The organism is Isoptericola sediminis (assembly GCF_013085345.1).
Lineage (GTDB): Bacteria > Actinomycetota > Actinomycetes > Actinomycetales > Cellulomonadaceae > Isoptericola > Isoptericola sediminis.
Window position 1 is genome coordinate 1 of sequence record NZ_JABFAJ010000022.1, and the last position, 24730, is coordinate 24730.

Annotated in this window: 16 protein-coding genes; 4 read left to right on the top strand and 12 right to left on the bottom strand. The window is 71.6% G+C overall.

Annotation, left to right across the window (positions count from 1 at the left end):
* The first annotated feature begins 226 nt into the window (after positions 1 to 226).
* Complete coding sequence (locus HLI28_RS12020; RefSeq protein WP_171247811.1) at positions 227 to 7495, top strand: SpaA isopeptide-forming pilin-related protein; 7269 nt, start codon at positions 227 to 229, stop codon at positions 7493 to 7495.
* A 95-nt stretch (positions 7496 to 7590) separates the two neighbouring features.
* On the opposite strand, the gene dapE is transcribed toward HLI28_RS12020, so the two are convergent.
* Complete coding sequence (gene dapE / locus HLI28_RS12025; protein ID WP_171247812.1) at positions 7591 to 8736, bottom strand: succinyl-diaminopimelate desuccinylase; 1146 nt, start codon at positions 8734 to 8736, stop codon at positions 7591 to 7593.
* A gap of 38 nt (positions 8737 to 8774) precedes the next feature.
* On the opposite strand from dapE, the gene dapD reads away from it, so the two are divergent.
* A complete protein-coding gene (gene dapD / locus HLI28_RS12030) occupies positions 8775 to 9743 on the top strand; it encodes a 2,3,4,5-tetrahydropyridine-2,6-dicarboxylate N-succinyltransferase (protein WP_171247813.1) in 969 nt (322 codons plus the stop codon).
* Positions 9743 to 10630: a hypothetical protein gene (locus tag HLI28_RS12035; protein WP_343035817.1), complete on the top strand. Its 888-nt coding sequence runs from the start codon at positions 9743 to 9745 to the stop codon at positions 10628 to 10630. Before dapD ends, HLI28_RS12035 begins: the two co-directional genes overlap by 1 nt.
* A gap of 183 nt (positions 10631 to 10813) precedes the next feature.
* Here HLI28_RS12035 and HLI28_RS12040 read toward each other — a convergent pair whose 3' ends face one another.
* The 3 genes from HLI28_RS12040 to fdxA all read right to left on the bottom strand — a co-directional run bounded on the left by HLI28_RS12040 (position 10814) and on the right by fdxA (position 13766).
* Positions 10814 to 12115 carry a citrate synthase gene (locus HLI28_RS12040; RefSeq protein WP_171247814.1) on the bottom strand — a complete coding sequence of 434 codons (1302 nt, stop codon included), beginning with the start codon at positions 12113 to 12115 and terminating at the stop codon, positions 10814 to 10816.
* Between the two features lie 171 nt (positions 12116 to 12286).
* A complete protein-coding gene (gene dapC, locus HLI28_RS12045; RefSeq protein ID WP_216077702.1) occupies positions 12287 to 13435 on the bottom strand; it encodes a succinyldiaminopimelate transaminase in 1149 nt (382 codons plus the stop codon).
* A gap of 13 nt (positions 13436 to 13448) precedes the next feature.
* On the bottom strand, positions 13449 to 13766 hold the full coding sequence (gene fdxA / locus HLI28_RS12050) for a ferredoxin (RefSeq protein WP_171247815.1): 318 nt from the start codon (positions 13764 to 13766) through the stop codon (positions 13449 to 13451).
* Between the two features lie 70 nt (positions 13767 to 13836).
* Here fdxA and HLI28_RS12055 point away from each other — a divergent pair, with 70 nt between their 5' ends.
* On the top strand, positions 13837 to 14133 hold the full coding sequence (locus HLI28_RS12055; protein WP_171247816.1) for a DUF6725 family protein: 297 nt from the start codon (positions 13837 to 13839) through the stop codon (positions 14131 to 14133).
* Positions 14134 to 14216: 83 nt separating this feature from the next.
* Here the strand turns inward: HLI28_RS12055 and HLI28_RS12060 are convergent, their stop codons facing one another.
* The 8 genes from HLI28_RS12060 to HLI28_RS12095 form a co-directional block, all read right to left on the bottom strand.
* On the bottom strand, positions 14217 to 15230 hold the full coding sequence (locus HLI28_RS12060) for a prephenate dehydrogenase/arogenate dehydrogenase family protein (protein WP_171247817.1): 1014 nt from the start codon (positions 15228 to 15230) through the stop codon (positions 14217 to 14219).
* Positions 15227 to 16162: a prephenate dehydratase gene (locus HLI28_RS12065; RefSeq protein WP_343035818.1), complete on the bottom strand. Its 936-nt coding sequence runs from the start codon at positions 16160 to 16162 to the stop codon at positions 15227 to 15229. Before HLI28_RS12065 ends, HLI28_RS12060 begins: the two co-directional genes overlap by 4 nt.
* Positions 16159 to 17049, bottom strand: coding sequence for an ACT domain-containing protein (locus HLI28_RS12070; RefSeq protein ID WP_171247819.1), 891 nt, complete (start codon positions 17047 to 17049; stop codon positions 16159 to 16161). The genes HLI28_RS12065 and HLI28_RS12070 overlap by 4 nt, the downstream gene beginning before the upstream one ends.
* A complete protein-coding gene (locus HLI28_RS12075) occupies positions 17049 to 19376 on the bottom strand; it encodes a VanW family protein (RefSeq protein WP_216077703.1) in 2328 nt (775 codons plus the stop codon). The genes HLI28_RS12070 and HLI28_RS12075 overlap by 1 nt, the downstream gene beginning before the upstream one ends.
* 99 nt (positions 19377 to 19475) lie before the next feature.
* Positions 19476 to 19889: a DUF6113 family protein gene (locus HLI28_RS12080; RefSeq protein ID WP_343035819.1), complete on the bottom strand. Its 414-nt coding sequence runs from the start codon at positions 19887 to 19889 to the stop codon at positions 19476 to 19478.
* Between the two features lie 10 nt (positions 19890 to 19899).
* Positions 19900 to 20862, bottom strand: a complete 963-nt coding sequence (locus HLI28_RS12085; RefSeq protein WP_171247820.1) for a PIG-L family deacetylase — start codon at positions 20860 to 20862, stop codon at positions 19900 to 19902.
* 8 nt (positions 20863 to 20870) lie between these two features.
* Complete coding sequence (typA, locus tag HLI28_RS12090) at positions 20871 to 22781, bottom strand: translational GTPase TypA (protein WP_171247821.1); 1911 nt, start codon at positions 22779 to 22781, stop codon at positions 20871 to 20873.
* Between the two features lie 55 nt (positions 22782 to 22836).
* Positions 22837 to 24633 (bottom strand): BCCT family transporter, encoded by a 1797-nt coding sequence (locus HLI28_RS12095; protein ID WP_171247822.1) that lies wholly within the window; start codon positions 24631 to 24633, stop codon positions 22837 to 22839.
* Positions 24634 to 24730: the final 97 nt, after the last annotated feature.

The following is a 24730-nucleotide window of genomic DNA, read 5'->3' on the forward strand; positions in this document are numbered from 1 at the left end:
TCCCTCGGGGCGGGGCCACCGGCTTCGTCGTGCCCGGCCGCTCCCCCGCTCGCCATCAGCGGTTACCGGTCGGTCCAGGGCGTCCGGAAGAGCCTCGACCAGCTCGCCCAGCAGGACTCCGGAGGCCCGGCATCACACCGTTCACGACCCCTGCGCGTGACGAGCGGGTGATATCTGCGTCCTGCCCTGTGAGTGCCGTCAGTGCGGGGATACGCTCCTTGAGGATGTGACGTTCACCACGCCTGCCGGCCACGGCGGCCCCGGATGGATCGGACAGAAGATGCGCTCCTGGAGTTCACACCGCAAGGCCGCGACAGCCCTCCGGAGGGGCAGGCTCTCCCGTCCCGTCGCCGCCCTGGCCGCCACGACGCTCGCCCTCGGGTCCGTCGTCGCGCTGAGCACGCCGGCGACCGCCGTCCCGAGCACGTTCGAGATCGACGGCAACCAGACCACCGACGCCACCCTCGACTGGCAGACGGCCGACCCCGACGTCGTGCCCGACCCGATCGGCAACGCCGACACCACCACGTTCTCCGGGTCCAGCAAGGAGGACCCCCAGAACCCCGCCCAGGGCTGGCCGAACTGGTCGACCGGCAACCCGGGGACGAACTCCGGCAAGTCCGACCTCGGCAACGTCCTGGTCGACAGCGAGATCGTCGAGGACAACGGGGACTACACCCAGTGGCTGCACCTCGCCTGGGACCGCGACGGCGACTCCGGGTCGGTGAACTACTTCATCGAGCTGAACCAGGAGCCGAACCTCGACGCCCTGAACCCCGACCGGACGGTGGGTGACATCCGGATCGTCGTCGAGGAGGACGGAAACGCCGGCTTCACGTGCATCGGCGTCGACACCTGGGACGGCTCGGACTGGTCCGACCGGCAGTCGTGCTCGGGTGACCTCTCCGACGTCGCCGTGAACACCACGTCGATCACCGACTACTTCAACTCGCCGAACGCGGTGAACGGCGAGATCAGCGCCGACCGGTTCGTCGAGGCCTCGCTCAACCTCACGGACCTCGGTATCGGCACCCTGTGCCCGGCGGCCGGGTTCAGCACGCTGAACATGCGCACCCAGACCGGTGAGGCCGGAGGTTCCGCGCTCAAGGACCTCGCCACCGGTGAGATCGACGTGCCGAGCCTGTGCTCCGACCTGACGATCCTCAAGGAGGACGAGGACGGGATCCCGCTGCCCGGCGCAACGTTCACGATCAGCCCGAACCCGGTCGACCCGTCCGGTGACGACCCGCTGGAGTTCACCACCGGCGAGGACGGCACCTACACCTTCGACACGATCGGCGAGAACCTCTGGGACGAGGAGTTCACTGTCACCGAGACCGAGGCCCCTGCGGGCTACCTGCTGCCGGCCGAACGGACCCAGCTGATCACCGTGGGCCCGGCCGAGTCCGCGTCCCTGACGTTCGTCGACCCGCTCCCGTGGGAGCCGCTGGAGATCGACGTCACCGGCGCGTCCGAGCAGTTCGTCACCCGCACCTGGGAGAACGACAAGCAGGTGGACGGCGACGACACCGTCCTGCTGCCTGCCGACCAGGATTCCGTCGAGCTCGACTACATCGTCGAGGTGTACGAGGGCCCCACCGTCGTGACCGACGAGGACCGCACCATCGAGCTCACGGTGAACAACCCGAACGAGGCTCCGAACGACGCACCGGTACGGGGCACGCTCGCGGTCGACATGGACGGCACCGACTGCACCGTGGACGGGGCGGTGGACGTCGACCCGGTGGCCGACGGGCTCCAGCTCGACTTCGCCGGCGGTGACACCGTCTTCGGCGTCACGTGCCCGAACGACATCACCGATGGCACCGTGACGGCGACCGTGACCTGGGACCTCGGGGACTACCCGCAGACCCAGGACCACGTCGACAACCCGGGGAGCGCCGGCACCGACTCGGCCTCGGACTCGGCCGAGATCGTCGTGGACGTCACCGACAACGGCCTGCAGTCCGTGGACGTCTGGGACGACTTCACCAACCCCGACCTGCCGCCCGAGTTCCTCGGCACCGTGGACGCGACGGGCAGCGAGAACACCACGCAGTTCCCGGTCACGCAGGTGATCGAGGTCGGCCTCGGCGAGTGCGTCGAGGTGGTCAACGACGGCTACATCGTCGAGGTCGAGGCGGGCGCCGACGGCGAACGCATCGACTCCGCCACCGAGGTCGTCGAGGTCTGCCGCGAGAACCCGGCCGACCTGACCATCTTCAAGGTGGACGAGGACCAGCAGCCGCTGCCCGGGGCGACCTTCACGATCAGCCCGAACCCGGTGGACCCGTCCGGTGACGACCCGCTGGAGTTCAGCACGGGTGAGAACGGTGAGTACACCTTCTCCGACGTCGTCTACTTCGGCGAGTACACCGTCACCGAGACGGTCGCCCCCGACGGCTACCTGCTGCCCGCCGACCGCGACCAGGTGGTCACGCTCGCTCCCGGGGACGACAAGTCGCTCACCTTCGTCGACCCGCTGATCTGGGAGCCCCTGGACCTGGAGCTGTCGGCGGAGCAGTTCGTCACCCGGACCTGGACGAACGACAAGCAGGTCGACGGCAACGACACCGTCCTGCTGCCGGCCGACCAGGAGTCCGTGGAGCTCGACTACATGATCGAGGTGTACGAGAGCGACACGTTCCTCGACCCGGACGAGGACCCGAACCGCTCCGTCACGGTCACGGTCGACAACCCCAACGCGGACCCGGTCACGGGCCTGCTGGACGTCACTCTCGACGGCGCGTACTGCACCTTCGAGGGCACCGAACTGAATCAGTGGGAGTACGAGTTCGCCAGCGGCGCGAACGTGTTCATGGTCGTCTGTGACGACCCGCCGCTGTTCGGCACCGTCGACGCCACCGTCACCTGGGACCGTGGGGACTACCCGCAGACCCAGGGCGACGTCGACGACCCCGACAACGCCGGTACCGACTCGGCCAATGACAGCCTCGAGCTGGAGCAGGTCACCACCGACAACGGCCTGCAGTCCGTCGACGTCTGGGACGACTTCACCAACCCCGACCTGCCCCCGACCTACCTGGGGACGGTCGACGCGACGGGCAGCGAGAACACCACCCAGTTCGCGTTCTCCCAGGTGATCGAGGTCGGCCTCGGCGAGTGCGTCGAGGTCGTCAACGACGGCTACATCGTCGAGGTCGAGGCGGGCGCCGACGGCGAACGCATCGACTCCGCCACCGAGGTCGTCGACGTGTGCCGTGAAGCCCCCGCCGACCTGACCATCTTCAAGGTCGACGAGGACCAGCAGCCGCTGCCGGGCGCCACGTTCGAGATCAGCCCGAACCCGGTCGACCCGGCCGGTGACGACCCGCTGGAGTTCACGGTCGACGAGAACGGCGTCTACGTGTTCGAGGACGTCGTCTACTTCGGCGAGTACGAGGTGACGGAGATCGTGGCCCCCGAGGGCTACCTGCTTCCGGCGCAGCGCAGCCAGATGGTCACCCTGGCCACGGGCGACGACAAGGCGCTCACCTTCGTCGACCCGCTGGCCTGGGAGCCGCTCACGGTCGACGTCACAGCCGACCAGTTCGTGACCCGGACCTGGACCAACGACAAGCAGGTCGACGGCGAGGACGTCCTCCTGCTGCCGGCCGACCAGGAGTCCGTCGAGCTCGACTACATGATCGAGGTGTACGAGAGCGACACGTTCCTCGACCCGGCGGAGGACCCGAACCGTTCGGTCGCGGTCACCGTCAACAACCCCAACGCGGACCCGGTGACCGGACTGGTGGACGTCACCATCGACGGCGCCTACTGCACCTACATGGGCACCGAGCTCAACCAGTGGGAGAACGCGTTCGCCAGCGGCGACACCGTCCTCATGGTCGAGTGCCCCAACCCGCCGCTGTTCGGCACGGTCGATGCCACGGTGACCTGGGAGCTGGCGGACTACCCGCAGACCCAGGACCACATCGACGACCCCGACAACGCCGGTACCGACTCGGCCAGCGACAGCCTCGACCTCGGGACCGTCACCACCGACAACGGCCTGCAGTCCGTCGACGTCTGGGACGACTTCACCAACCCGGACCTGCCCCCGACCTACCTGGGGACGGTCGACGCCATCGGCAGCGCCAACACCACCCAGTTCCCCGTCACCCAGGAGATCTTCGTCCCGCTGGGCGAGTGCATCCTTGTCGTCAACGACGGCTACATCGTCGAGGTCGAGGCAGGCTCCGACGGCGAACGCATCGACTCCGCCACCGAGATCGTCAACATCTGCCGTGAAGCCCCCGCCGACCTGACCATCTACAAGGAGGACGAGCAGGGCAAGCCCCTCGCCGGCGCAACCTTCGAGATCAGCCCGAACCCGGTCGACCCGTCCGGTGACGACCCGCTGGAGTTCACGGTCGACGAGAACGGCGTGTACACGTTCGAGGACGTCGTCTACTTCGGCGAGTACACGGTGACCGAGACGGTCGCCCCCGACGGCTACCTGCTGCCCGCCCAGCGCAGCCAGATGGTCACCCTGGCCACCGGCGACGACAAGGCCCTGACCTTCGTCGACCCGCTGATCTGGGAGCCGCTGGACCTGGAACTGTCGGCGGAGCAGTTCGTGACCCGGACCTGGACCAACGACAAGCGGGTGGACGGCGAGGACCAGATCCTGCTGCCGGCCGACCAGGAGTCGATCGAGCTCGACTACATGATCGAGGTCTACGAGAGCGACACGTTCCTCGACCCGGACGAGGACCCGAGCCGTTCGGTCACGATCACCGTCAACAACCCCAACGCGGGTGCGGTCATGGGCATGCTCACCGTCGAGCTCGACGGCGCGTTCTGCACCTATATGGGCACCGACCTCGATGCCTGGGAGAACGAGTTCGCCTCGGGTGACACGGTCCTGATGGTCGAGTGCCCGAACCCGCCGCTGTTCGGGACGGTGGACGCCACCGTCACCTGGGACCGCGGGGACTACCCGCAGACCCAGGACGACGTCGACGACCCGGAGAACGCCCCCGCGGGTGAGGCGTCCGACAGCCTCGACCTCAAGGAAGTCACGACCGACAACGGCCTGCAGTCCGTGGACGTCTGGGACGACTTCACCAACCCGGACTTCGAGCCCGAGTTCCTCGGCACCGTCGAGGCCACGGGGAGCGAGAACACCACCCAGTTCCCGGTCTCCCAGGTGATCGAGGTCCCGCTGGGTGAGTGCGTCGAGGTCGTCAACGACGGCTACATCGTCGAGGTCGAGGCGGGCGCCGACGGCGAACGCATCGACTCCGCCACCGAGGTCGTCGAGGTCTGCCGCGAGGACGGAGCCGACCTGACCATCTACAAGGAGGACGAGCAGGGCGAGCCGCTGGCCGGCGCAACCTTCGAGATCAGCCCGAACCCCACGGACCCCGAGAGCGAGGAGCCGTACGAGTTCAGCACCGGCGAGACCGGGATGTACACGTTCGAGGACGTCGTCTACTTCGGTGAGTACACGGTGACCGAGACGGTCGCCCCCGAGGGCTACCTGCTTCCGGCGCAGCGCAGCCAGATGGTCACCCTGGCCACCGGCGACGACAAGGCCCTGACCTTCGTCGACCCGCTGATCTGGGAGCCGCTCACGGTCGACGTCTCAGCCGACCAGTTCGTGACCCGGACCTGGACCAACGACAAGCAGGTCGACGGCAACGACACCGTCCTGCTGCCGGCCGACCAGGAGTCGATCGAGCTGGAGTACACCGTCGAGGTGTACGAGAGCGACACGTTCCTCGACCCGGCGGAGAACCCCAACCGCTCGGTCGCGGTCACGGTCACGAACCCCAACGCGGGCTCGGTGACCGGCCTGGTGGACGTCACCATCGACGGCGCCTACTGCACCTACATGGGCACTGAGCTCAACCAGTGGGAGAGCTCGTTCACCTCGGGCGACACGGTCCTCATGGTCGAGTGCCCGAACCCGCCGCTGTTCGGCACGGTCGACGCCACCGTCACCTGGGACCGCGGGGACTACCCGCAGACCCAGGACGACGTCGACGACCCGGAGAACGCTCCTGCGGGCGAGGCCTCCGACAGCCTCGACCTCGAGACCGTCACCACCGACAACGGCCTGCAGTCCGTGGACGTCTGGGACGACTTCACCAGCCCGGACTTCGAGCCCGAGTTCCTCGGCACCGTCGACGCGACGGGGAGCGAGAACACCACCCGGTTCCCGGTCACGCGAGTGATCGAGGTCCCGCTGGGCGAGTGCGTCGAGGTCGTCAACGACGGCTACATCGTCGAGGTCGAGGCGGGCGCCGACGGCGAACGCATCGACTCCGCCACCGAGGTCGTCGAGGTCTGCCGCGAGGACGGAGCCGACCTGACCGTCTACAAGGCCGCCGAGAAGATGCACGAGGACGCGGACGACGTCTACCTGCCGGGTGCGACGTTCACGATCTTCCCGAACCCCATGGACCCCGAGAGCGAGGAGCCCTACGAGTTCAGCACCGGCGAGACCGGGATGTACACGTTCGAGGACGTCGTCTACTTCGGCGAGTACACCGTCACCGAGACGGTCGCCCCCGACGGCTACCTGCTGCCGGCGCAGCGCAGCCAGATGGTCACCCTGGCCACGGGCGATGACAAGGCCCTCACCTTCGTCGACCCGTTGGCCTGGGAGCCGCTGGACATCGAGGTGATGGGGATGGGTGAGCAGTTCGTCAGCCGCACCTTCACCGTCGACAAGGAGGCCGAGACCCACCCGGTCACCCTGCCCGCCGACCAGGCCCACACCACCGTCGAGTTCACGGTGCGGGTCGTCGAGGGACCGACGACCGTCGACGACGCCACCCTCGAGGCCGGTGCCGTGGTGTCCAACCCGAACGACCACCCGGTCATGGGCACCGTCGCGGCGATGTTCGAGGCCAGCTCGTGCACGATCACGGCCGGCCAGGGCGAGGAGGAGGTCGTGCTCGACGGCCCGTACTCGTTCGGGCCGGGCGAGACGGCGTTGACGTTCACCTGCGAGAACGTCAACGACTTCGAGGGCACGCTCGGGGCCACCGTCACCTGGGACCTCGGGGAGTACCCGCAGACCCAGGACGACGTCGACGACCCGGAGAACGCCGGTACCGACATGGCCTCCGACCAGGTCGACATCGACCCGACGGTGACCGACAACGGGCCGACGTCGGTGGAGGTCTGGGACGACTTCACCATCTGGGGCGGCGTGACCAGCCCCAGCCTCCCGCCGGTGCTGCTCGGGACCGTGGAGGCGAGCAAGCCCGGAGCCGTCACGGAGTTCCCGGTGAGCACGACCGTCATGGTCGAGCAGGGCGAGTGCCTGGACGTCACCAACGAGGCCTACCTCCTCGACGGTGACACCGAGCTCGACCGCGACTCGGCGTCGGTGGAGATCTGCCGCGACGTCCCGGTCACGCCGCCGACGCCGCCGCTGCCGCGAACCGGTGCCGACCCGGCCATGGCCATCATCGCCACCCTGCTGCTCATCGGCACCGGCGCCGGGATCATGTTCGCCCGCCGCCGCATGCAGGGCTGAGGGACCGCCGGACGCGACGAAGCCGGTGGCACCGCCCCCTCGGGGGTGGCGCCACCGGCTTCGTCGCGTCCGGCGGTGACCGGGTGTCCGGGTGTCTACGCGCCGCGCAACCAGTCGCGCAGGGCGTCGCGGCAGACGGCCAGCTCGGCGACCCGCACCCGCTCGTCGTCGGCGTGCGCCAGGAGCGGGTCCCCGGGGGCGAAGTTGACCGCGGGGATCCCCAGCTCGGCGAAGCGCGCCACGTCCGTCCAGCCGAACTTCGGCTTCGGCTCTCCCCCGGTCCGCGCCAGGACAGCAGCGACGAACTCGGCGGCCAGGGGGTCGTCCAGGCCCGGGCGAGCCGCCGGGGAGGCGTCGGTGACGACGACCTCGTGGTCGGCGAACAGCTCACGCAGGTGCTGCTCGGCCTCGGCGAGCGTCCGCGACGGAGCGAAGCGGTAGTTGACCGTCACGGTGCAGGCGTCGGGCACCACGTTGCCGGCGATGCCGCCGGTGATGCCCACGGCGTTCAGCCCCTCGCGATACACGAGCCCGTCGACCTCGACCTGTGCGGCGTCGTAGCCGGCGAGCAGCGCGAGGATCGGTGCCGCGGCGTGGATGGCGTTCTCGCCCCGCCACGACCGCGCGGAGTGGGCCGCCACGCCGCGGGTGCGCACGTCGACGCGGAGCGTGCCCTGGCAACCACCCTCGATGTCCGCCGACGTCGGCTCCCCGAGCACGGCGAAGTCTCCCGCGAGCAGGTCCGGACGGTTCCGGGCGAGGCGCCCGAGCCCGCTCTTGGACTCCTCGACCTCCTCGTGGTCGTAGAACACGTACGTCACGTCGGCGACCGGCTCGGCGCCCGGACGGCCCAGCTCGACGGCGAGCGCCAGCATGACCGCGATCCCGGCCTTCATGTCGACGGTGCCGCGTCCCCAGAGCTCCCGGTCGTCCCCGGTACCCGTCAGCCGCGTGGGCAGGTTCGGCGGATCGGTGAGCGGCACGGTGTCGAGGTGCCCCGCGAGCACGACGCGACGGTCCCGGCCCAGCATGGTGCGGGCGACGACGGCGTCGCCATCCCGGTGCACCTCGAGGTGGGGCTGGTCGCGCAGCAGCGCCTCCACCGCGTCGGCCAGGGCGGTCTCGCCGCCCGAGACGGACTCGATGTCGCAGACCGCGGCGAGCAGGTCCACGAGGTCGGAGCTCGGGAGCGTCGCAGGATCCGTCAGGGCCGGGTCGAGTCGTGTCTGCGTGTCGGTCACCCCGTCATCGTGCCACCTCGCGCGGATAGGCTGGGCCCATGACGACGCCCAGCACCTCTCCCCGCACCGCCTGGGGCCTCGGCCTCGCCACGGTCGCCGACGACGGCAGCACGCTCGACGTCTGGTACCCGGCGCCCGTGCTCGGCACCGCGCCCGACGACGTCGACGTCCCCGTCGACCTGGCCGCGCTCACCCGGCGCGACGACGCCCGCCGCGTGGACGTCTCGGTGGTGCGCACCGAGATCGACCTGGACGCGCCGCCGGCCGACACCGCGGACGCCTACCTGCGTCTGCACCTGATCTCCGCGCGCCTGGTCCGGCCGCACGGGCTCAACGTCGAGGGCATCTTCGGCAAGCTCACCAACGTGGTGTGGACGTCCCGCGGGCCGTGCGCCGTGGCCGACTTCGAGACCACGCGGCTCCGGCTGCGCGCCGCCGGCGACGGCCCGGTCACCGTCTACGGCGTCGACAAGTTCCCGCGCATGGTCGACTACGTCGTCCCGACGGGCGTGCGCATCGCGGACGCCGACCGTGTCCGCCTGGGCGCGCACCTGGCCGAGGGCACGACGGTGATGCACGAGGGCTTCGTGAACTTCAACGCCGGCACGCTCGGCTCCTCGATGGTGGAGGGGCGGATCTCCGCGGGCGTGGTCGTCGGCGACGGGTCCGACGTCGGGGGCGGCGCCTCGATCATGGGGACCCTGTCCGGTGGCGGCAAGGAGGTCATCTCCCTCGGCGAGCGCTGCCTGCTGGGAGCGAACGCCGGTCTGGGGATCGCGCTGGGCGACGACTGCGTCGTCGAGGCCGGTCTCTACGTCACCGCGGGCACCAAGGTCACGGTCCTGGACGAGATGGGCGACGAGGGCGAACCCCGCGTGGTCAAGGCCCGTGACCTCTCCGGCCGTGACGGCCTGCTGCTGCGGCGCAACTCGCGCACCGGCGCCGTGGAGGCCCTGACGCGGAGCGGCGTCGGCGTCGAGCTGAACGCCGCGCTGCACGCGAACTGATGTCGACGCGGCGGCGGCCGGCCCCGGGGGCCGGCGCCGTCGTGGCGGTGCTCGCCGTCGGCGCCGCCGCGGTGACCGGCACGCTGCTCTACCAGGGGGTCAAGGACGGCCGCCCCGGCGCGCAGGAGTGCACGGCCCGTCTCGACGGCACGGAGTGGTCGCTCAGCACCGTCCAGGCGCACAACGCCGCGCTGATCGTGGGCACCACGATCCAGCGGTCCCTGCCCGCGCGCGCCGGCACGATCGGGGTGGCCACCGCGCTGCAGGAGTCCCAGCTGGTCAACATCGACTACGGGGACCGTGACTCCCTCGGCCTGTTCCAGCAGCGCCCCTCGCAGGGATGGGGCACCCCGGACGAGATCCTGGACCCCGTCTACTCCACCGGAGCCTTCTACGACGGGCTCGTCGAGGTCGAGGGGTGGCCGACCATGGCGGTGACCGATGCCGCGCAGGCCGTGCAGCGCTCGGCGTTCCCGACCGCGTACGCCCAGCACGAGTCCCGTGCCCGGGCGTGGGCGTCGTCGCTGACGGGCCACTCCCCCGGGTCGGTCACCTGCACGCTGAGACCGGCCGATCCCGCCACGGCCCACGTCGGCGTCCCCGAGCGGCTGGACCGGGATCTGGGCCTGGGGGCCGACGCGGTGCGTTCGACCGGCGCCACGGTCCGCGTCGACACCGCCGGACTGCACGAGGGGGACACGGACCGCGGGACGTGGACGGTGGCGCACTGGGCCGTGGCGACGGCCAACGCCACCGGGGCCACCGAGGTCCGCGCCGCGGACCAGGTCTGGACCCGCGAGTCGGGCACGTGGTCCACCCTGGGCGCGGACGAGGACCCCCCGCGTGACGGCGTCGTGCGCATCCGCGTCATCCAGCCCGCCGGCTGACGACCGGCCGGGCGCCGGACGCCCGTCGGGACACGAGGAAGCGTCAGAGCGGGCGGGTGCCGCCCTGGCTGCGTGCAGGGAACGGAAGAGGGGCACGCCCCACGGCGTCGTCAGCCGCGAAGTGCAGGTCGCGCAGCGACCGTGAACGCGACGCCGTGGGGCGTGCCCCTGATGCCGAGAGGATCAGCGCTGGTCGAGCGGCACGTAGGGCCGCTCGGTGGGACCCGTGTAGATCTGGCGGGGACGGCCGATCTTCGTCTGCGGGTCCTTCATCATCTCGCGCCACTGGGCGATCCAGCCCGGCATGCGACCCAGCGCGAACAGCGGGGTGAACATGGCCGGCGAGAAGCCCATCGCCTTGTAGATGAGGCCCGTGTAGAAGTCGACGTTCGGGTAGAGCTTGCGCTCGACGAAGTAGTCGTCGTTGAGCGCGATCTCCTCGAGGCCCCGGGCGATGTCGAGCAGCTCGTCCTTGGCACCGAGCTCGTCGAGCACGGCGTCGGCGTGCTTCTTGACGATCGCGGCGCGCGGGTCGTAGCTCTTGTACACCCGGTGGCCGAAGCCCATCAGCCGGACGCCGTCCTCCTTGTTCTTGACCTTCTTCATGAAGGTCTCCACGGAGTCCTCGCCCGAGCGGATGTTCTCCAGCATGAGCAGCACGGCCTCGTTGGCACCGCCGTGCGACGGGCCGGACAGGGCGTTGATGCCGGCCGACACCGAGGCGTAGAGGGTCGCGTTCGAGGAACCGACGACGCGCACCGTCGAGGTCGAGCAGTTCTGCTCGTGGTCCGCGTGCAGGATGAGCAGCTTGTCCATCGCCGCCACGAGGGTCGGGTTGGCCTGCCACTCCTCGTACGGCCGGGCGAAGGTCATCCGCAGGAAGTCGTCGACGTACCCGCGGGCGGCGTCGGGGTACAGCAGCGGCTCGTCCCGCATGGAGCGGTGCACGTAGGAGGTGATGGTGCGGATCTTGGCGAGGATCAGCACCGTCGCCAGCTCGACCGCCTCGTCGTCGTGCGGGTCGAGCGACTCGGGGTAGTACGTGGCGAGCGCGTTCACGGCCGAGGCCATGATCGCCATCGGGTGACCGCCGCGCGGGAAGGTCCCCAGGAAGGTCCGGAAGGCCTCCGGGACGAGGGTGTGGCGGTTGATGCGGTCGGTGAACGCCTCGAGCTGGGCGGGCGACGGCAGCTCGCCGTGGATCAGCAGGTAGGACACCTCGAGGAACGACGAGGAGTCGGCGAGCTGCTCGATCGGGTAGCCGCGGTAGCGCAGGATGCCCTGGCCGCCGTCGATGTAGGTGATCGCGGACTCGCAGGAGGCCGTGTTGGTGAAACCGGGGTCGACGGTCACCATCCCGGTGTCCTTGAGCAGGGAGGACACGACGATGCCGTCGTTACCCTCCGTCGCGGCCACCACGGGCAGTTCTCGGCGCGTGCCGTCGACGCTGAGCTCGACCGTGGCGGTCTGCTGGGTTGACGTCATGTCTTCCTTCCCTGACGGGCCCTCGGCCTCCGTCGTCGGAGGCTCCGGCACGTGAACTCATGGCATGGTCACGGACTACCTGACGTGCCCGCCTGGACGGTGTCACCGCAGAGCAGCCTCGGCCTGCAGATCAAAATACCCCCCTCATCCCATGCGGTTCCAATCGTCACGTCAAGGAGATGTGAGCCGTGCCACAGCATCGGTCACGGCATCGTCGGCAGCCGTCAAGGCCACCCTCACGTGCGACCCGCCCGCGACTCCGTAGAACTCTCCCGGTCCGACCAGGATCCCACGGGTCGCGAACCACCGCGCCAGGTCGCGTGAGGTCGTCCCGCCGGCGGCGCCGTCGGGACGCCCCGTCCACAGGTAGAGGCCGGCCTCGGAGTGATCGACGACGAACCCGGCCTGCCGCAACGCCGGCAGGAGGGCAGCACGGCGACGCCGGTACCGCTCCCGCTGCGCGTCGACGTGCGCATCGTCACGCAGGGCTGCGCGCAGCGCCTCCTGCACCGGTGCGGGCATGATCATGCCCAGGTGCTTGCGGGTGGCGACCAGGTCCGCGACGAGGCGGGAGTCCCCGGCCACGAACGCCGCCCGGTACCCCGCGATGTTGGACTGCTTCGACGCGGAGTAGGCGACGAGCAGGCCGTCGAGCGAGCCGTCGGTCACCCGGGGGTCGAGCAGGCTGGGCACCGTGCTGACGCCGTCGGCACCCGCCCACGGCGCGTCCCACGCCAGCTCGGCGTAGCACTCGTCGGACACCACGACCGCGCCGATCTCGCGGGCCGCCGCGACCACGGCGCGCAGGTGCTCGACGTCGGCCACGGCGCCGGTGGGGTTGGACGGGGAGTTGACCCACACCAGACGCACGTCGGCGCGCCCGGCCCACGTGGCGACGTCGTCGCTCGGCAGCGCCGTCGCCCCCGCGAGCCGCGCGCCGACGTCGTAGGTGGGATAGGCGACCGCGGGGTGGACGACGACGTCACCCGGGCCGAGGCGCAGCAGGGACGGGAGCAGACCGACCAGCTCCTTGGAGCCGACCGTCGGCAGCACGCCGGCGGGGTCCAGCCCGGGCACGCCCCGGCGCCGCGCGAACCAGTCGACGACCGTCTCGCGCAGCGCCGGGGTGCCGTGGGTGGTCGGGTAGCCGGGGGCGTCCGCCGCCGTTCTCAGGGCGTCCTGGACGACCTGGGGCGTGGGGTCCACGGGGGTGCCGACGGACAGGTCGACCATCCCGCCGGGGTGAGCGGCCGCCGTCGCGCGGACGTCGCCCAGGGTGTCCCAGGGATAGGGCAGGTCACGCAGGTCGGCGAAACCCATCCGGCGTCCGGGGTCAGCCCTGCGGGGGCAGGGCGGCGATCATCGGGTCGTCCTTCTCGATGACGCCCATCTTCGCCGCGCCGCCCGGGGAGCCCAGGTCGTCGAAGAACTCGACGTTGGCCCGGTAGTAGTCGGTCCACTCCTCGGGGACGTCGTCCTCGTAGTAGATGGCCTCGACCGGGCAGACCGGCTCGCACGCACCGCAGTCCACGCACTCGTCCGGGTGGATGTAGAGCGACCGCTTCCCCTCGTAGATGCAGTCCACGGGACACTCCTCGATGCACGCCTTGTCCTTGAGGTCGACGCACGGCTGAGCGATCACGTAGGTCACTGCAGTTCCCTTCCGGGGGATCGGGGAGCAACGCTCCGGTGGTTCGGGGGCTCACTCTAGTATCGCTCACGTGAGAAACCAGCACGCCGCCGACGGTCCGTCCGACTGGCGAGACTGGCCGGTCGGCACCCGCGCCGTGGTGCGACGCCGGCTCTCCCCCGACGAGGCGCTGACCAGCGGCAAACGCTGGACGGACGTCATCGGCGTGGTGGTGAGATGCGACACCTCGGGCATCACGCTGCGCCGCGACCCGGCGCGGCCGTCGGCCCCCGACGCCGGTGTCGAGGTCCGGATCGCCGCCGAGGACATCGAGGCGACGCGGATCCTGCCGCCACGCCCGGAACGGCGTCCTCGCAGCCAGGACTGACTCGCGAGAGACCATCCTGACTCGCGGCCGAGCACCCTGACCCGCGAGAGACCGTCCTGACTCGCGGCTGGGGGCGTGCCGCGTCAGGCGTGTCGCGGCGCCGTCAGCCGGACGGTGTCGTCGTCCAGACCCACGACGACCGCTCCCGCGGTGCACCGCTCGACCAGCACCGCCGGCCACCCGGCGGTCCGCGGCACGGCGACGGGCTCGCCCGGCGCGTCGGCACCCTTCCCCGCCGCGTCCCGGCGTTCCGCGCGCAGGGAGTCCGCCGCGTGGAAGTAGTCGTGCACCGAGGCGTTCGACTCGAGCCGGTGGACGACCAGCTCCAGGTCGCGCACCACCTTGCGCAGCGCGGGTGCCACCCAGGTCGCGTTCTCGGTCACCATCGCCTCGGTCCGGGCCGGGTCGGTGAGCGCCACCCGGGTGCCGTCGCGGAAGCTGCCCGCCGCCAGCAGTCGGGCCACCGGGCCCACCGGCGCACCGGCCACCGCGTTGAGCAGCTGGGTGGCGACGACATGGGGCACGTGACTGACCAGCGCCGCGGCCTCGTCGTGGACGTCGTCGGTGAGGACGACCACGCGGCCGGCGCACGGCCCGGTCACCCAGGTCAGGACCTCGGCCACACGCTCCGTGTCGGCCGCGACGGCGTCGTCGACGGTCACCGCCCACACGACCCCGTCGAGCAGCCCGGCGTCGGACGCCCCGAACCCGCTGTGCTCGGTCCCCGCCATCGGGTGGGCGCCCACGTAGCGGCCCGCGAGCCCGGCGTCGGCCATCGCCGCGCGGACCGGGGTCTTGACGCTGCCGACGTCGGTGATCGTGGCGGTCGGCGACGCGTGGACGGCCACCTGCTCCGCCACCGACGCCATGGCGCGCAGCGGCACCGCCAGCACGACGAGGTCGGCCCCCGCCACACAGCCGGCCACGTCGTCCGTCACGGCGATCCCGGCCCGACGCGCCGCCCCACGGACGGACGGGGAGGCGTCGGTGGCCACCACGTCGGCTCCGCGCGCGACCAGCAGCCGGGCCAGCGACCCCCCGATGAGCCCCAGGCCGACGACCGCGACACGCCCGGTCGGGCCGGCGTCGCCGGTCACCACAGCAGCCCCTCGGCCAGGACGGCCTCCGGGTCGCCCGCACGCACCGACCCCGTGGGCGCCTCGTCCGCGAGCGCGCCGTCGAGCCCGCCCTCGCCCGGCGAGGCCGCGTAGGCACCCAGCACCTTCAGGGCGTCCCCGGCGGCCAGCAGGTCGCCGAAGAGGTCCCGCACGGCGGGCTCCCACGGAGCGGCGTCCAGGGTCACCACGAAGACGTACTGGCCCTCGCGCGCCTTGAGCGGGCGGGTGACGAGGCTCGACATGTTGACGTCGCGCACGGCGAACGCGTCCGTGACGCGGGCGAGCACACCGGGCCCCGTGATCGTCGGCGTGACGGCCAGCATGGTGCGCCAGGTGGTGGCCCGTCCGGCGTCCACGGCGAGACGGTCCCGGGCCCGGTCGCGCCGGTCCAGGACGAGGAAGCGGGTGCGCGCACCGGCGAAGTCGGCCACGGACCGCGCGAGCGTCTCCAGGCCGTACAGCTCCCCGGCCACGGGCGGCCCGAGGGCGACCTGGTGGTCGCCCACGTCCCGGCACGCGGCCGCGTTGGACGGCGCCGGGACGGGTGCCAGGCCGCGCGCCTCGACGAACCGGCGGCACTGCGCGAGCCCGTGCGGGTGGGCGGTCGCCTCGACGAGCTCGCCGTGGCCGGGGCGCACGAAGGCGTCGAAGGTGATGTCCAGGACGACCTCGTCGACGGCGACGACGTCCGCGCTGGCGAGCAGGGCGTCCAGGGACGGCACCACGTAGCCCTCGACCGAGCTCTCGATCGCCACCACGCCGACCGCGGCGGACCCGGCGGCGACCGTGTCGTGCACGCCCTGGACGTCGGCGCAGGGCACGATGTCGGCACCCGTGGCCGCACGGTCGGTCCAGAGCCGGGCCGCCTGGTGGGTGAAGGTCCCCTCCGGGCCCAGGTAGGCGACTCTCACGCGCCGACCCATCGCGGGGTCAGTCCCTCGGGTCCGGGCGCGAAGCGGCCGCCCGGCAGGACCGCGAGCGTGCGGTGCGCGACCGAGCGGGCGTCCAGCTCCGCGACGAGGCCGTCGAGCACGGCGACGTCCGGGCACCGGAACGACGTGAAGAACACGTGCGGGCCGTAGGTCGAGGGGTGGCTGCGCAGGTGCTGCAGGTCGACGCCGGCGTCGACGAGCACCCCCAGCGTCTGGCGCAGCGACCCGCGGTGGTCGTCGCTCGGGCCGAACGCGAGCCAGACCTGGGCCGGTGCGGTGAACCGCGGCCACGCGGCCCGCGCCTCGAGCAGCCCGTACCAGACCGGCGCCAGCTCGTTCAGGTGCTCGCTGCCGGGCACCTCGGTCCAGCCGGCCGGGACACGGGGGCGCTCCACGACCAGCGACCCCTGCTCCCCCGCCAGCGCCGCCCGTTCCGCGACGGGCGTCGCCGTCGGCACCAGCCGCGGGCTGACACCCATGGTGCGCAGCACGTCGGCGCAGTCCCGCATGCCGGCCTCGTCGACGACGACCTGCCCACCGACGACGCCCGGCGGCGCGACCCAGGTCCACCGCGTCCGCACGGTGGTGGCAGCGGTGAGGATCAGCCGTGGGTCACCGGCGAGCAGCGCCTGCTCCAGGGCGGGCGACGGCTGCTCCGGGTGCCCGAGGTGGACGACGGCCGCCAGGTCGTCGATGCCCGCCACGGTCGCCAGCGCCTGCGCGATGGTCCCGAGGTCCAGCAGCTCGGTCGACTCGTCACGCACGGCCGACACCACCGTCGAGCCCGGCGCGACACCGGACCAGCCGGCCTCGTGGGCGGCCGCCGCGGCGTGCGCCGACGACTCTCGGGAGACGCGTCCGAGCATCAGTCGCCCCCGTCCTTCTTCTCGGAGTCCTTCTCCGGTTCGCAGCTCACGGCGTCGTCGGGCTTGTAGCGCCAGAAGTCGGACTCGTCCTTGACGAGGTCACCGTCGTGGTACACCTTGCGGTACACGGTGATGGCGAACCCCGCCTCGCCCCCGGAGTACGGCTCGCAGTCGGGGTCGCCGGACTTGTTCACCGTGGAGACCGGCACCACGTCCTGCTTGCCGGAGTCGGAGGCCTCGACGTCGTAGTACTTCGTCGACCAGACCTTCACGTGCAGGCGTCCGCCCGAGACGTAGCTCTGCAGCAGTGCGCCGTACGGGGTGTCGTTGCGGAACTTCATGTCGATGGCGCCGACGTAGATCGTCGCCTCGCGTCCGGCCGGGTACCGGCTGAACCAGTAGCTGTGCTGGCGGTGCTCGACGTCGTCGAACCCGGCGAAGAAACCGGCGTTGTAGGTGGTGGTGGCCATCTGGGAGAGGCCGCCGCCGACGGCGTCGACGTGCACGCCGTTGCTCACCACACCGGCCGCGAAGTAGCCGTTGGACTCCTCGATCGGCGAGAGCGTGTCGACGAGCGAGAAGGTCTCGTCCGGCCGGACCAGGGTGCCGTTGACCAGCTCGGCACCGCGCACCAGGTTCTTGGTGCGGATCGGCTCGGCGGTCAGCGGGGTCGAGAACTCGGAGACGACCTCCTGGACGCCGAGCTCCTCGAGCGAGGCCCGCGAGTCCTCGGGGTCCGACTCGACGAGCTCCACCTGCGTGGAGCGCTCCGCGGCGCGCGCCGCGCCGCCGACGGCCTCGGCGACCTGCTGCGGGTCGAGGGTCGTGCCCGTCTCCCCGCCGACGATCACCGGCCTGCCGTCGGAGAACTCGAAGTGGGCGTCGTTCGGTTCGCGCAGCAGGTCGTTGGTCCGCTCGACGATGGCGGACGTGAGCCGGTCACCGTCGAACCGCGCGACGAGCTCGCCGTCCTGCGCGGCGAAGGACGTGGAGCGGGCCAGCACCCGGGCGGGGAGCTCCGGGTTCTGGGCGTCCACCTGGACCGTGACCGGACCCGAGACGATCTCCCGGGCCTCGACGAGGGCGGCGTCGGTGTCGGCCTGGTCGATCGCGGGGTCCACCGACTCGGTCGGCAGGTCGACCGGACCCTCCGAGACGAGCCAGGCGTCGACGATCGCGTCGTCGGCGGAGGCGACGACGACCTGCGTCCCGGCGACGGCCTCGGTGGCCACCGCCTCGCCGTCGGTGAACCGGACGCTGCCGTCGACCGGCTCGGTCGCCAGCGACTCGGCGACACCGTTCACCGTCGCCGTCAGGGCACCGCGGTCGACCGTCACGACCGGCGCCACCTCGTCGCCGCCGACGAGGTGCTCCAGCAACCGGGAGGGGTCCAGCGTGAACCCGGTGAGGTCCTCCACCGACCCCGCGGAGTCGAGCCGCAGCCCCGACTCGCCCGGGTCGATCGTGCTCGTGGCGTCGCCGGCACGCACGGTCAGCGGCTCGGCGGCACGCGGTCCGAGGCCCTCGTCCAGTGCCGTGGCCGCCTCCGGCGCGGTCAGACCGCCGACGTCGACGCCGGCGACCGTCGTGCCCTTCGGCACGGTGTCCGCGACCATCCACTGCGCGCCGACGTACAGGCCGGCGAGGACGACGAGCCCGGTCAGCACACCCAGCAGCACCTTCGGGGTGCGGCTGGGTGCGCCGTCGCCGAGCAGGCCGCCGAGGGTCGCGCCGATGCCGCCGGACCGCGAGCCGGTGGCCCCGTCCGCCGAGGACGGGCTCGTGGAGCTGCCCGCCGACGTCGACGACACGGCGGGGATGGCCTCGGTGGGGGCGGCGGGCGCTCCGCCGGGCGCGCGGACGGTCCCGACCTGACGAGGACGCTCCCAGGCGCGCACGGACGGCTCGTAGGGGACCTCGGACTCCTCGGGATCCGGTGACGAGGCGCCGGACGGCGGGGTGGCCGTCGCGGGCGACGAGGACTCGGAGGGCTCCGGAGCCGCGTCGGCGGGACCCGGCGTCCCCGGCTGCACCGGCTGCGGCTGCTCCGGCTGCGGCTGCTCCGGCTGCGACTCGTCCGGCTGCGGCTGCTCCGGCTGCTGCTGGTCGGGTGCGGCTCGGGTCGCGTCCGGTTCGTCCGCCGCGGTCACCGGTTCGTCGGAGCCGGTGGGCTCCGTCGGCGCGGCGTCGGGCGGCGACGTCGCGGGCTCCTCCCACGCGCGCACCGGGGGCTGGTACGGGACGTCCTCGTCGGGGGCGTCGGCGGGCGACCGCCCTGGGTCCCGCTGCTCGGGAACCCGGTCGTCACCGTCGGTCGGCTGGCCCATCGACACGCTCCGTGCTGGTCTCTCGTGGGGGTCCCACGACCCCCGGGACGTCCTGGGCGTGGCGGACGCCACGCGAGTAGGCATCCTACTCGGCCCAGGTCACCCCGCGTCGGGGTCGTCCACGAACCATCGCCGGGGCAGGAACGCCGCCACGGCGAAGAGCACCAGGCCGCCGTAGGTCCAGACGTACCCGATCGCGTCGGCCGGCACGAGCACGTCACCGCCCGGCCCCTCGGCGGCCAGCACCTGGACGGTCACGAGCCACCCGGCACCGCACGCCAGCAGCGTGCCGACACCGGACCACGCGCGGCAGAGCACCGCCGCGGACAACGTCAGCGCCAGGCCCAGCACCGGACCGACGGGCAGGTCGCCCCAGAGCATCCGGTGACCGACGGTGCCGATGAGCCCGACGACGGCGCCGAGCAGGAGCCCGAGCAGCAGCCGCCAGACGACCAGCAGGGGGCTGCCCGCGCGGGGCGCGCGCTGCACGTGGTGGGGCGGGGGCGAGATCACCGGACAGACCCTACCGGCGCACCCGGACGGTCGCGTCGACGAGAACCGGGGCGAGCTCGCCGTTGCTCAGCGCGTAGTGCGCGCACACCCCCGGCAGGTCGGTGGCCCCGGCGTGCTGCACCTGGGTGGCGTGGGCCCGCAGGGCGGCGAGGACCCGGTCGAGCACCGGCTCCACCGCGACGGTGACGACCTCGTCGGCCGCCAGCTCGGGGGCGGGGACGGCGAGCGGCGGCGGGTCCACGTCCGGTGCGGGAAGGGTCAGCCCCGCCTCCGCGGCGAGGGCGCGGTGCCGTGGGGACGCGGCGACCTCGGCACGCCCGGCGTGCCAGCGGTCCGCCGGGACCACGACCTCCCAGCGTTCGGGGACCCGCCAGGGCTCGCCGTCGACGTCGGCGCCGGGGTCCGCCGCGAGGTCGAGCGCCCGCACGGTGGTCTCGTAGGTGCGCACGTGGTCGGGGTGCCCGTAGCCGCCGCCGGCCTCGTACGTGACGACGACGGCGGGACGGCGGTCGCGCAGCACGGCGGCCAGGCGGCCCGCGGCCGCGTCGAGCGGCACGCGGGTGAACGCCGTCGGACCGGAGTCCGGTGCCGGACCGGCGATGCCCGGGGCGACCCAGGCCATCCCCGAGTCCTCCAGGCGCCCGGGTCCGCCGACGGTGTCGAGGAACAACCGGTCCGTCACGCCGAGCGCGTCGAGAGCGGCGGCGAGCTCCTGCTCCCGGTGGGCGGCCAGGGCCGGGCCGTCACCCTCCAGGTGCGCCACCCCGGTGGGATGGGTGGGCGTGTCGATCACCTCGCCCCGCTCGCCGCGCGTGCACGTCACCACGGTCACCGGCGCATCCGCGGCCGCCCAGGTCGCCAGCAACGCACCCGTCGCCAGCGTCTCGTCGTCGGGGTGCGCGTGCACCGCCAGCAGGGGCCCGACCGACGGATCAGCCGGCCGGGTCCCCGGCGTGGTCTCCCCCGGACGCACGACCGGACTCAGGAACGCTTGGCCCGTGCGGCGGCCCGGGCGCGCTCCGTGGCGTTGAGGTTGACCTTGCGGATACGGACGATCTCGGGCGTGATCTCGACGCACTCGTCCTCGGCCGCGAACTCCAGCGACTCCTCGAGCGTCAGCTTCTTCGGCGGCACCAGGTTCTCGAAGCTGTCGGCGGTCGAGGACCGCATGTTCGTCAGCTTCTTCTCCTTGGTGATGTTGACGTCCATGTCCTCGTTGCGGGAGTTCTCGCCCACGATCATGCCCTCGTAGACCTCCTGGGTGGGGTCCACGAAGAACGTGCCGCGCTCCTGCAGGTTGATCATGGCGAACGGCGTCACGGCACCGGCACGGTCGGCCACCAGGGACCCCGTCAGGCGGGACTCGATGGTCCCGTGCCACGGCTCGTAGCCCTCGGCGTACGAGGAGGCGATGCCGGTGCCGCGCGTCTCGGTGAGGAACCGGGTGCGGAACCCGATGAGGCCGCGGGCCGGCACGACGAACTCCATCCGGACCCAGCCGGTGCCGTGGTTCGCCATCGTCTCCATGCGGCCCTTGCGCGCCGCCATGAGCTGCGTGACGGCGCCGAGGTACTCCTCGGGCACGTCGATCGTCATGCGCTCCATCGGCTCGCAGGTCTTGCCGTCGATCTGCTTGGTGACGACCTGCGGCTTGCCGACGGTCAGCTCGAACCCTTCGCGGCGCATCTGCTCGACGAGGATCGCCAGGGCGAGCTCGCCGCGTCCCTGCACCTCCCAGGCGTCCGGCCGGTCGGTGGGCAGGACCCGCAGCGAGACGTTGCCGATGAGCTCGGCGTCCAGGCGGTCCTTGACCTGCCGGGCGGTGACCTTGTGCCCCTTGCCGCCCTTGCCGGCCAGCGGGGACGTGTTGATGCCGATCGTCATCGAGATCGCCGGGTCGTCGACCGTGATGCGCGGCAGCGGGCGCGGGTCGTCGGCGTCCGTGAGGGTCTCGCCGATCATGATGTCCGCGATCCCCGCCACCGCGACGATGTCGCCCGGGCCGGCCGACTCCGCGGGGACGCGGTCCAGCGCCTTCGTCTCGAGCAGCTCGGTGATCCGCACCTGGCTCAGCGTGCCGTCCTGGCGCGCCCAGGCGACCGTCTGGCCCTTGCGCAGCGTGCCGTTGTGGACCCGCAGCAGGGCCAGACGGCCGAGGAACGGGGAGGCGTCGAGGTTCGTCACGTGCGCCTGCAGCGGCATCGTCTCGTCGTACGTCGGCGCCGGGACGGTCCGCAGGATCGTGGAGAACATCGGCTCGAGGTCCTCGTTCGCGGGCAGCTCGCCGTCGGCGGGCTGCTCGGTGGAGGCACGCCCCGCCTTGGCCGAGGCGTAGACCACCGGCACGTCGAGGACGGCGTCCACGTCGAGGTCGGGGACCTCGTCGGCCAGGTCGCTCGCCAGCCCGAGCAGCAGGTCGGTCGTCTCGGCGACGACCTCGGTGATGCGCGAGTCCGGGCGGTCCACCTTGTTGACGACGACGATCACCGGCAGCTTGGCGGCCAGCGCCTTGCGCAGCACGAACCTGGTCTGCGGCAGCGGTCCCTCGGAGGCGTCCACGAGCAGCACGACGCCGTCGACCATGGACAGGCCCCGCTCGACCTCGCCGCCGAAGTCGGCGTGGCCGGGGGTGTCGATGACGTTGATCGTGACGCCGTCGGACTCCCCGGCCTCCGCCGCCGACGGTCCGGCGTACCGGATCGCCGTGTTCTTGGCGAGGATCGTGATGCCCTTCTCACGTTCCAGGTCACCGGAGTCCATGACCCGGTCGTCCACCTGCTGGTGCGCGGCGAAGGCACCCGCCTGACGCAGCATGGCGTCGACCAAGGTGGTCTTGCCGTGGTCGACGTGGGCGACGATCGCCACGTTGCGCAGGTCGGAGCGCACAGACATCAAGGGTTCTCTTTCCGTGGGGGGTGCGGCCCCGGGATCCCGGGGCCGCACCATCCTACCCGGAGGTGTCCGTCGTGCCGGGGCCGGAGCCCTCGGCCCCCGGGCCGGAGCCCTTCGGCCCCTGGCCCGACGTGCGACGACGCCACGCCTTCGGTCCGCGACCGCGCGCGGTCACGGGCGTCCCGGCACCCTCACGCTCCGCGTTGTCCACGACGGGGACCTGCCCGGTCATCTCGGACAGCTGCTCGTTGACGTGCACCGTCACGTGCTCCGTCACGTGCTCGGTGACCTCTTGCTTGAACTCGCGCTGCCGCAGCCGACGCTCGGCGCGCATGATGGCCCGATGCTCGGTCTCCAGGGCCTTCCACACGGAGACCATCATGGCGAGGAGCACCACCGAGAACGGTAGGGCCGTGAGGATCGAGGCGGTCTGCAAGGTGGCGAGCCCACCGGCGTACAGCAGGGCCGCCGCGACACCGCCCTCGAGGATCGCCCAGAACAGACGGCTCCACAGCGGCGGGTTCTGGTCGCCGCCGTTGGCCAGCATGTCCACGACGAACGAGCCCGAGTCGGACGAGGTCACGAAGAAGACCACGACGAGGATCATCGCGATGACGGCGAGCCAGGCACCCCCGCCGGGCAACGTGTCGAACAGCTGGAACATCGCCGTGTCCGAGTTCACGGTCCCGGTCTCCGGGTCCAGCATCGAACCCGGTTCCATCATCTCCTGCCGCAGGGCGGCGCCACCGAACACGCTGAACCAGACGGTCGTCACCAGCATCGGCACGAGGAGCGTGCCGAGGACGAACTCACGCACGGTCCGGCCGCGGGAGATGCGCGCGATGAACAGCCCCACGAAGGGCGCCCAGGAGATCCACCAGCCCCAGTAGAAGATGGTCCAGCTGGACTCCCAGGCGAGTCCGTCCTGCCCCTGGAACGCCAGGGTGTCGAAGGTCATCTGCATGACGTTCTGCAGGTAGAAGCCGAGGGACTGGACCCACTCGCGCATCACGAACAGCGAGGAGCCGAGGAGCAGCACGACGACGACCAGGGCGCCGGCGAGCATCATGTTGCCGTTGGACAGCCACTTGATGCCGCGCTCCAGGCCGGAGGCCACGGAGAGCGCCGCGGTCGCCGTGATGGCGACGATCAGACCCATCTGCAGGGCGACGGTGGACTCGGCGACGCCGAGGTACTCGAGGCCGGCCGAGAGCTGCAGCACGCCGAGACCGAGCGACGTGGCCACACCGAAGACGGTGCCGAAGATGGCCAGCACGTCGATGAGGTTGCCGAGCCAGCCGTTGACGCGCTTCTCCCCCAGCAGGGGCTCCAGGGCCCAGCGGATGGACACCGGGCGGCCCTTGCGATGGATGGCGTACGCCAGGGCCAGGCCGATGACGACGTAGATCGCCCAGGCGTGGAAGCCCCAGTGCAGGTAGGTCTGCCCCATCGCCTGACCGGCGAGGGAGGCGGAGTCACCGGTGACGCCCGGCTTGGGATCGGTGTAGTGCCACAGCGGCTCCGCCACGCCGAAGTAGACGAGGCCGATGCCCATACCGGTCGCGAAGAGCATCGCGAACCACACGGGGAGCTTGAAGTCGGGGGTCTCCTCGTCCTTGCCGAGCGTGATGTCACCGAAGCGGCTCAGCCCGACGTAGATCGCGAACACCACGAAGAGCGCCACGATGAGGACGTAGTACCAGCCGAAGCCGTTGATGACCATGGACTGGAGGTTCGACATGACCTCCGCCAACCAGTCGGTGGCGAAGATTCCCAGGAGGACGAAGACCAGGATCAGTCCACCTGCGGGATAGAAGACAGCGGGTGCGAGGGTCGATGGTCGGCGTGGCATAACTCTCAGACTGTCGGCATCAGGGAAGAACGGCAACCGCAGGACGCCGCGGACCCGGGGGGTCCGCGGCGTCCTGGGTCGCGCGGGTGCGGTGCGG

What these genes read in the sequence shown, in the direction of transcription:
- dapD (WP_171247813.1), top strand. Translation starts at nt 8,775, where the DNA reads ATGACGACGCCCAGCACCTCTCCCCGCACCGCCTGGGGCCTCGGCCTC.
- HLI28_RS12035 (WP_343035817.1), top strand. Translation starts at nt 9,743, where the DNA reads ATGTCGACGCGGCGGCGGCCGGCCCCGGGGGCCGGCGCCGTCGTGGCG.
- HLI28_RS12040 (WP_171247814.1), bottom strand. Translation starts at nt 12,115, where the DNA reads ATGACGTCAACCCAGCAGACCGCCACGGTCGAGCTCAGCGTCGACGGC.
- dapC (WP_216077702.1), bottom strand. Translation starts at nt 13,435, where the DNA reads ATGGGTTTCGCCGACCTGCGTGACCTGCCCTATCCCTGGGACACCCTG.
- HLI28_RS12070 (WP_171247819.1), bottom strand. Translation starts at nt 17,049, where the DNA reads ATGCTCGGACGCGTCTCCCGAGAGTCGTCGGCGCACGCCGCGGCGGCC.
- HLI28_RS12075 (WP_216077703.1), bottom strand. Translation starts at nt 19,376, where the DNA reads ATGGGCCAGCCGACCGACGGTGACGACCGGGTTCCCGAGCAGCGGGAC.
- typA (WP_171247821.1), bottom strand. Translation starts at nt 22,781, where the DNA reads ATGTCTGTGCGCTCCGACCTGCGCAACGTGGCGATCGTCGCCCACGTC.
- HLI28_RS12095 (WP_171247822.1), bottom strand. Translation starts at nt 24,633, where the DNA reads ATGCCACGCCGACCATCGACCCTCGCACCCGCTGTCTTCTATCCCGCA.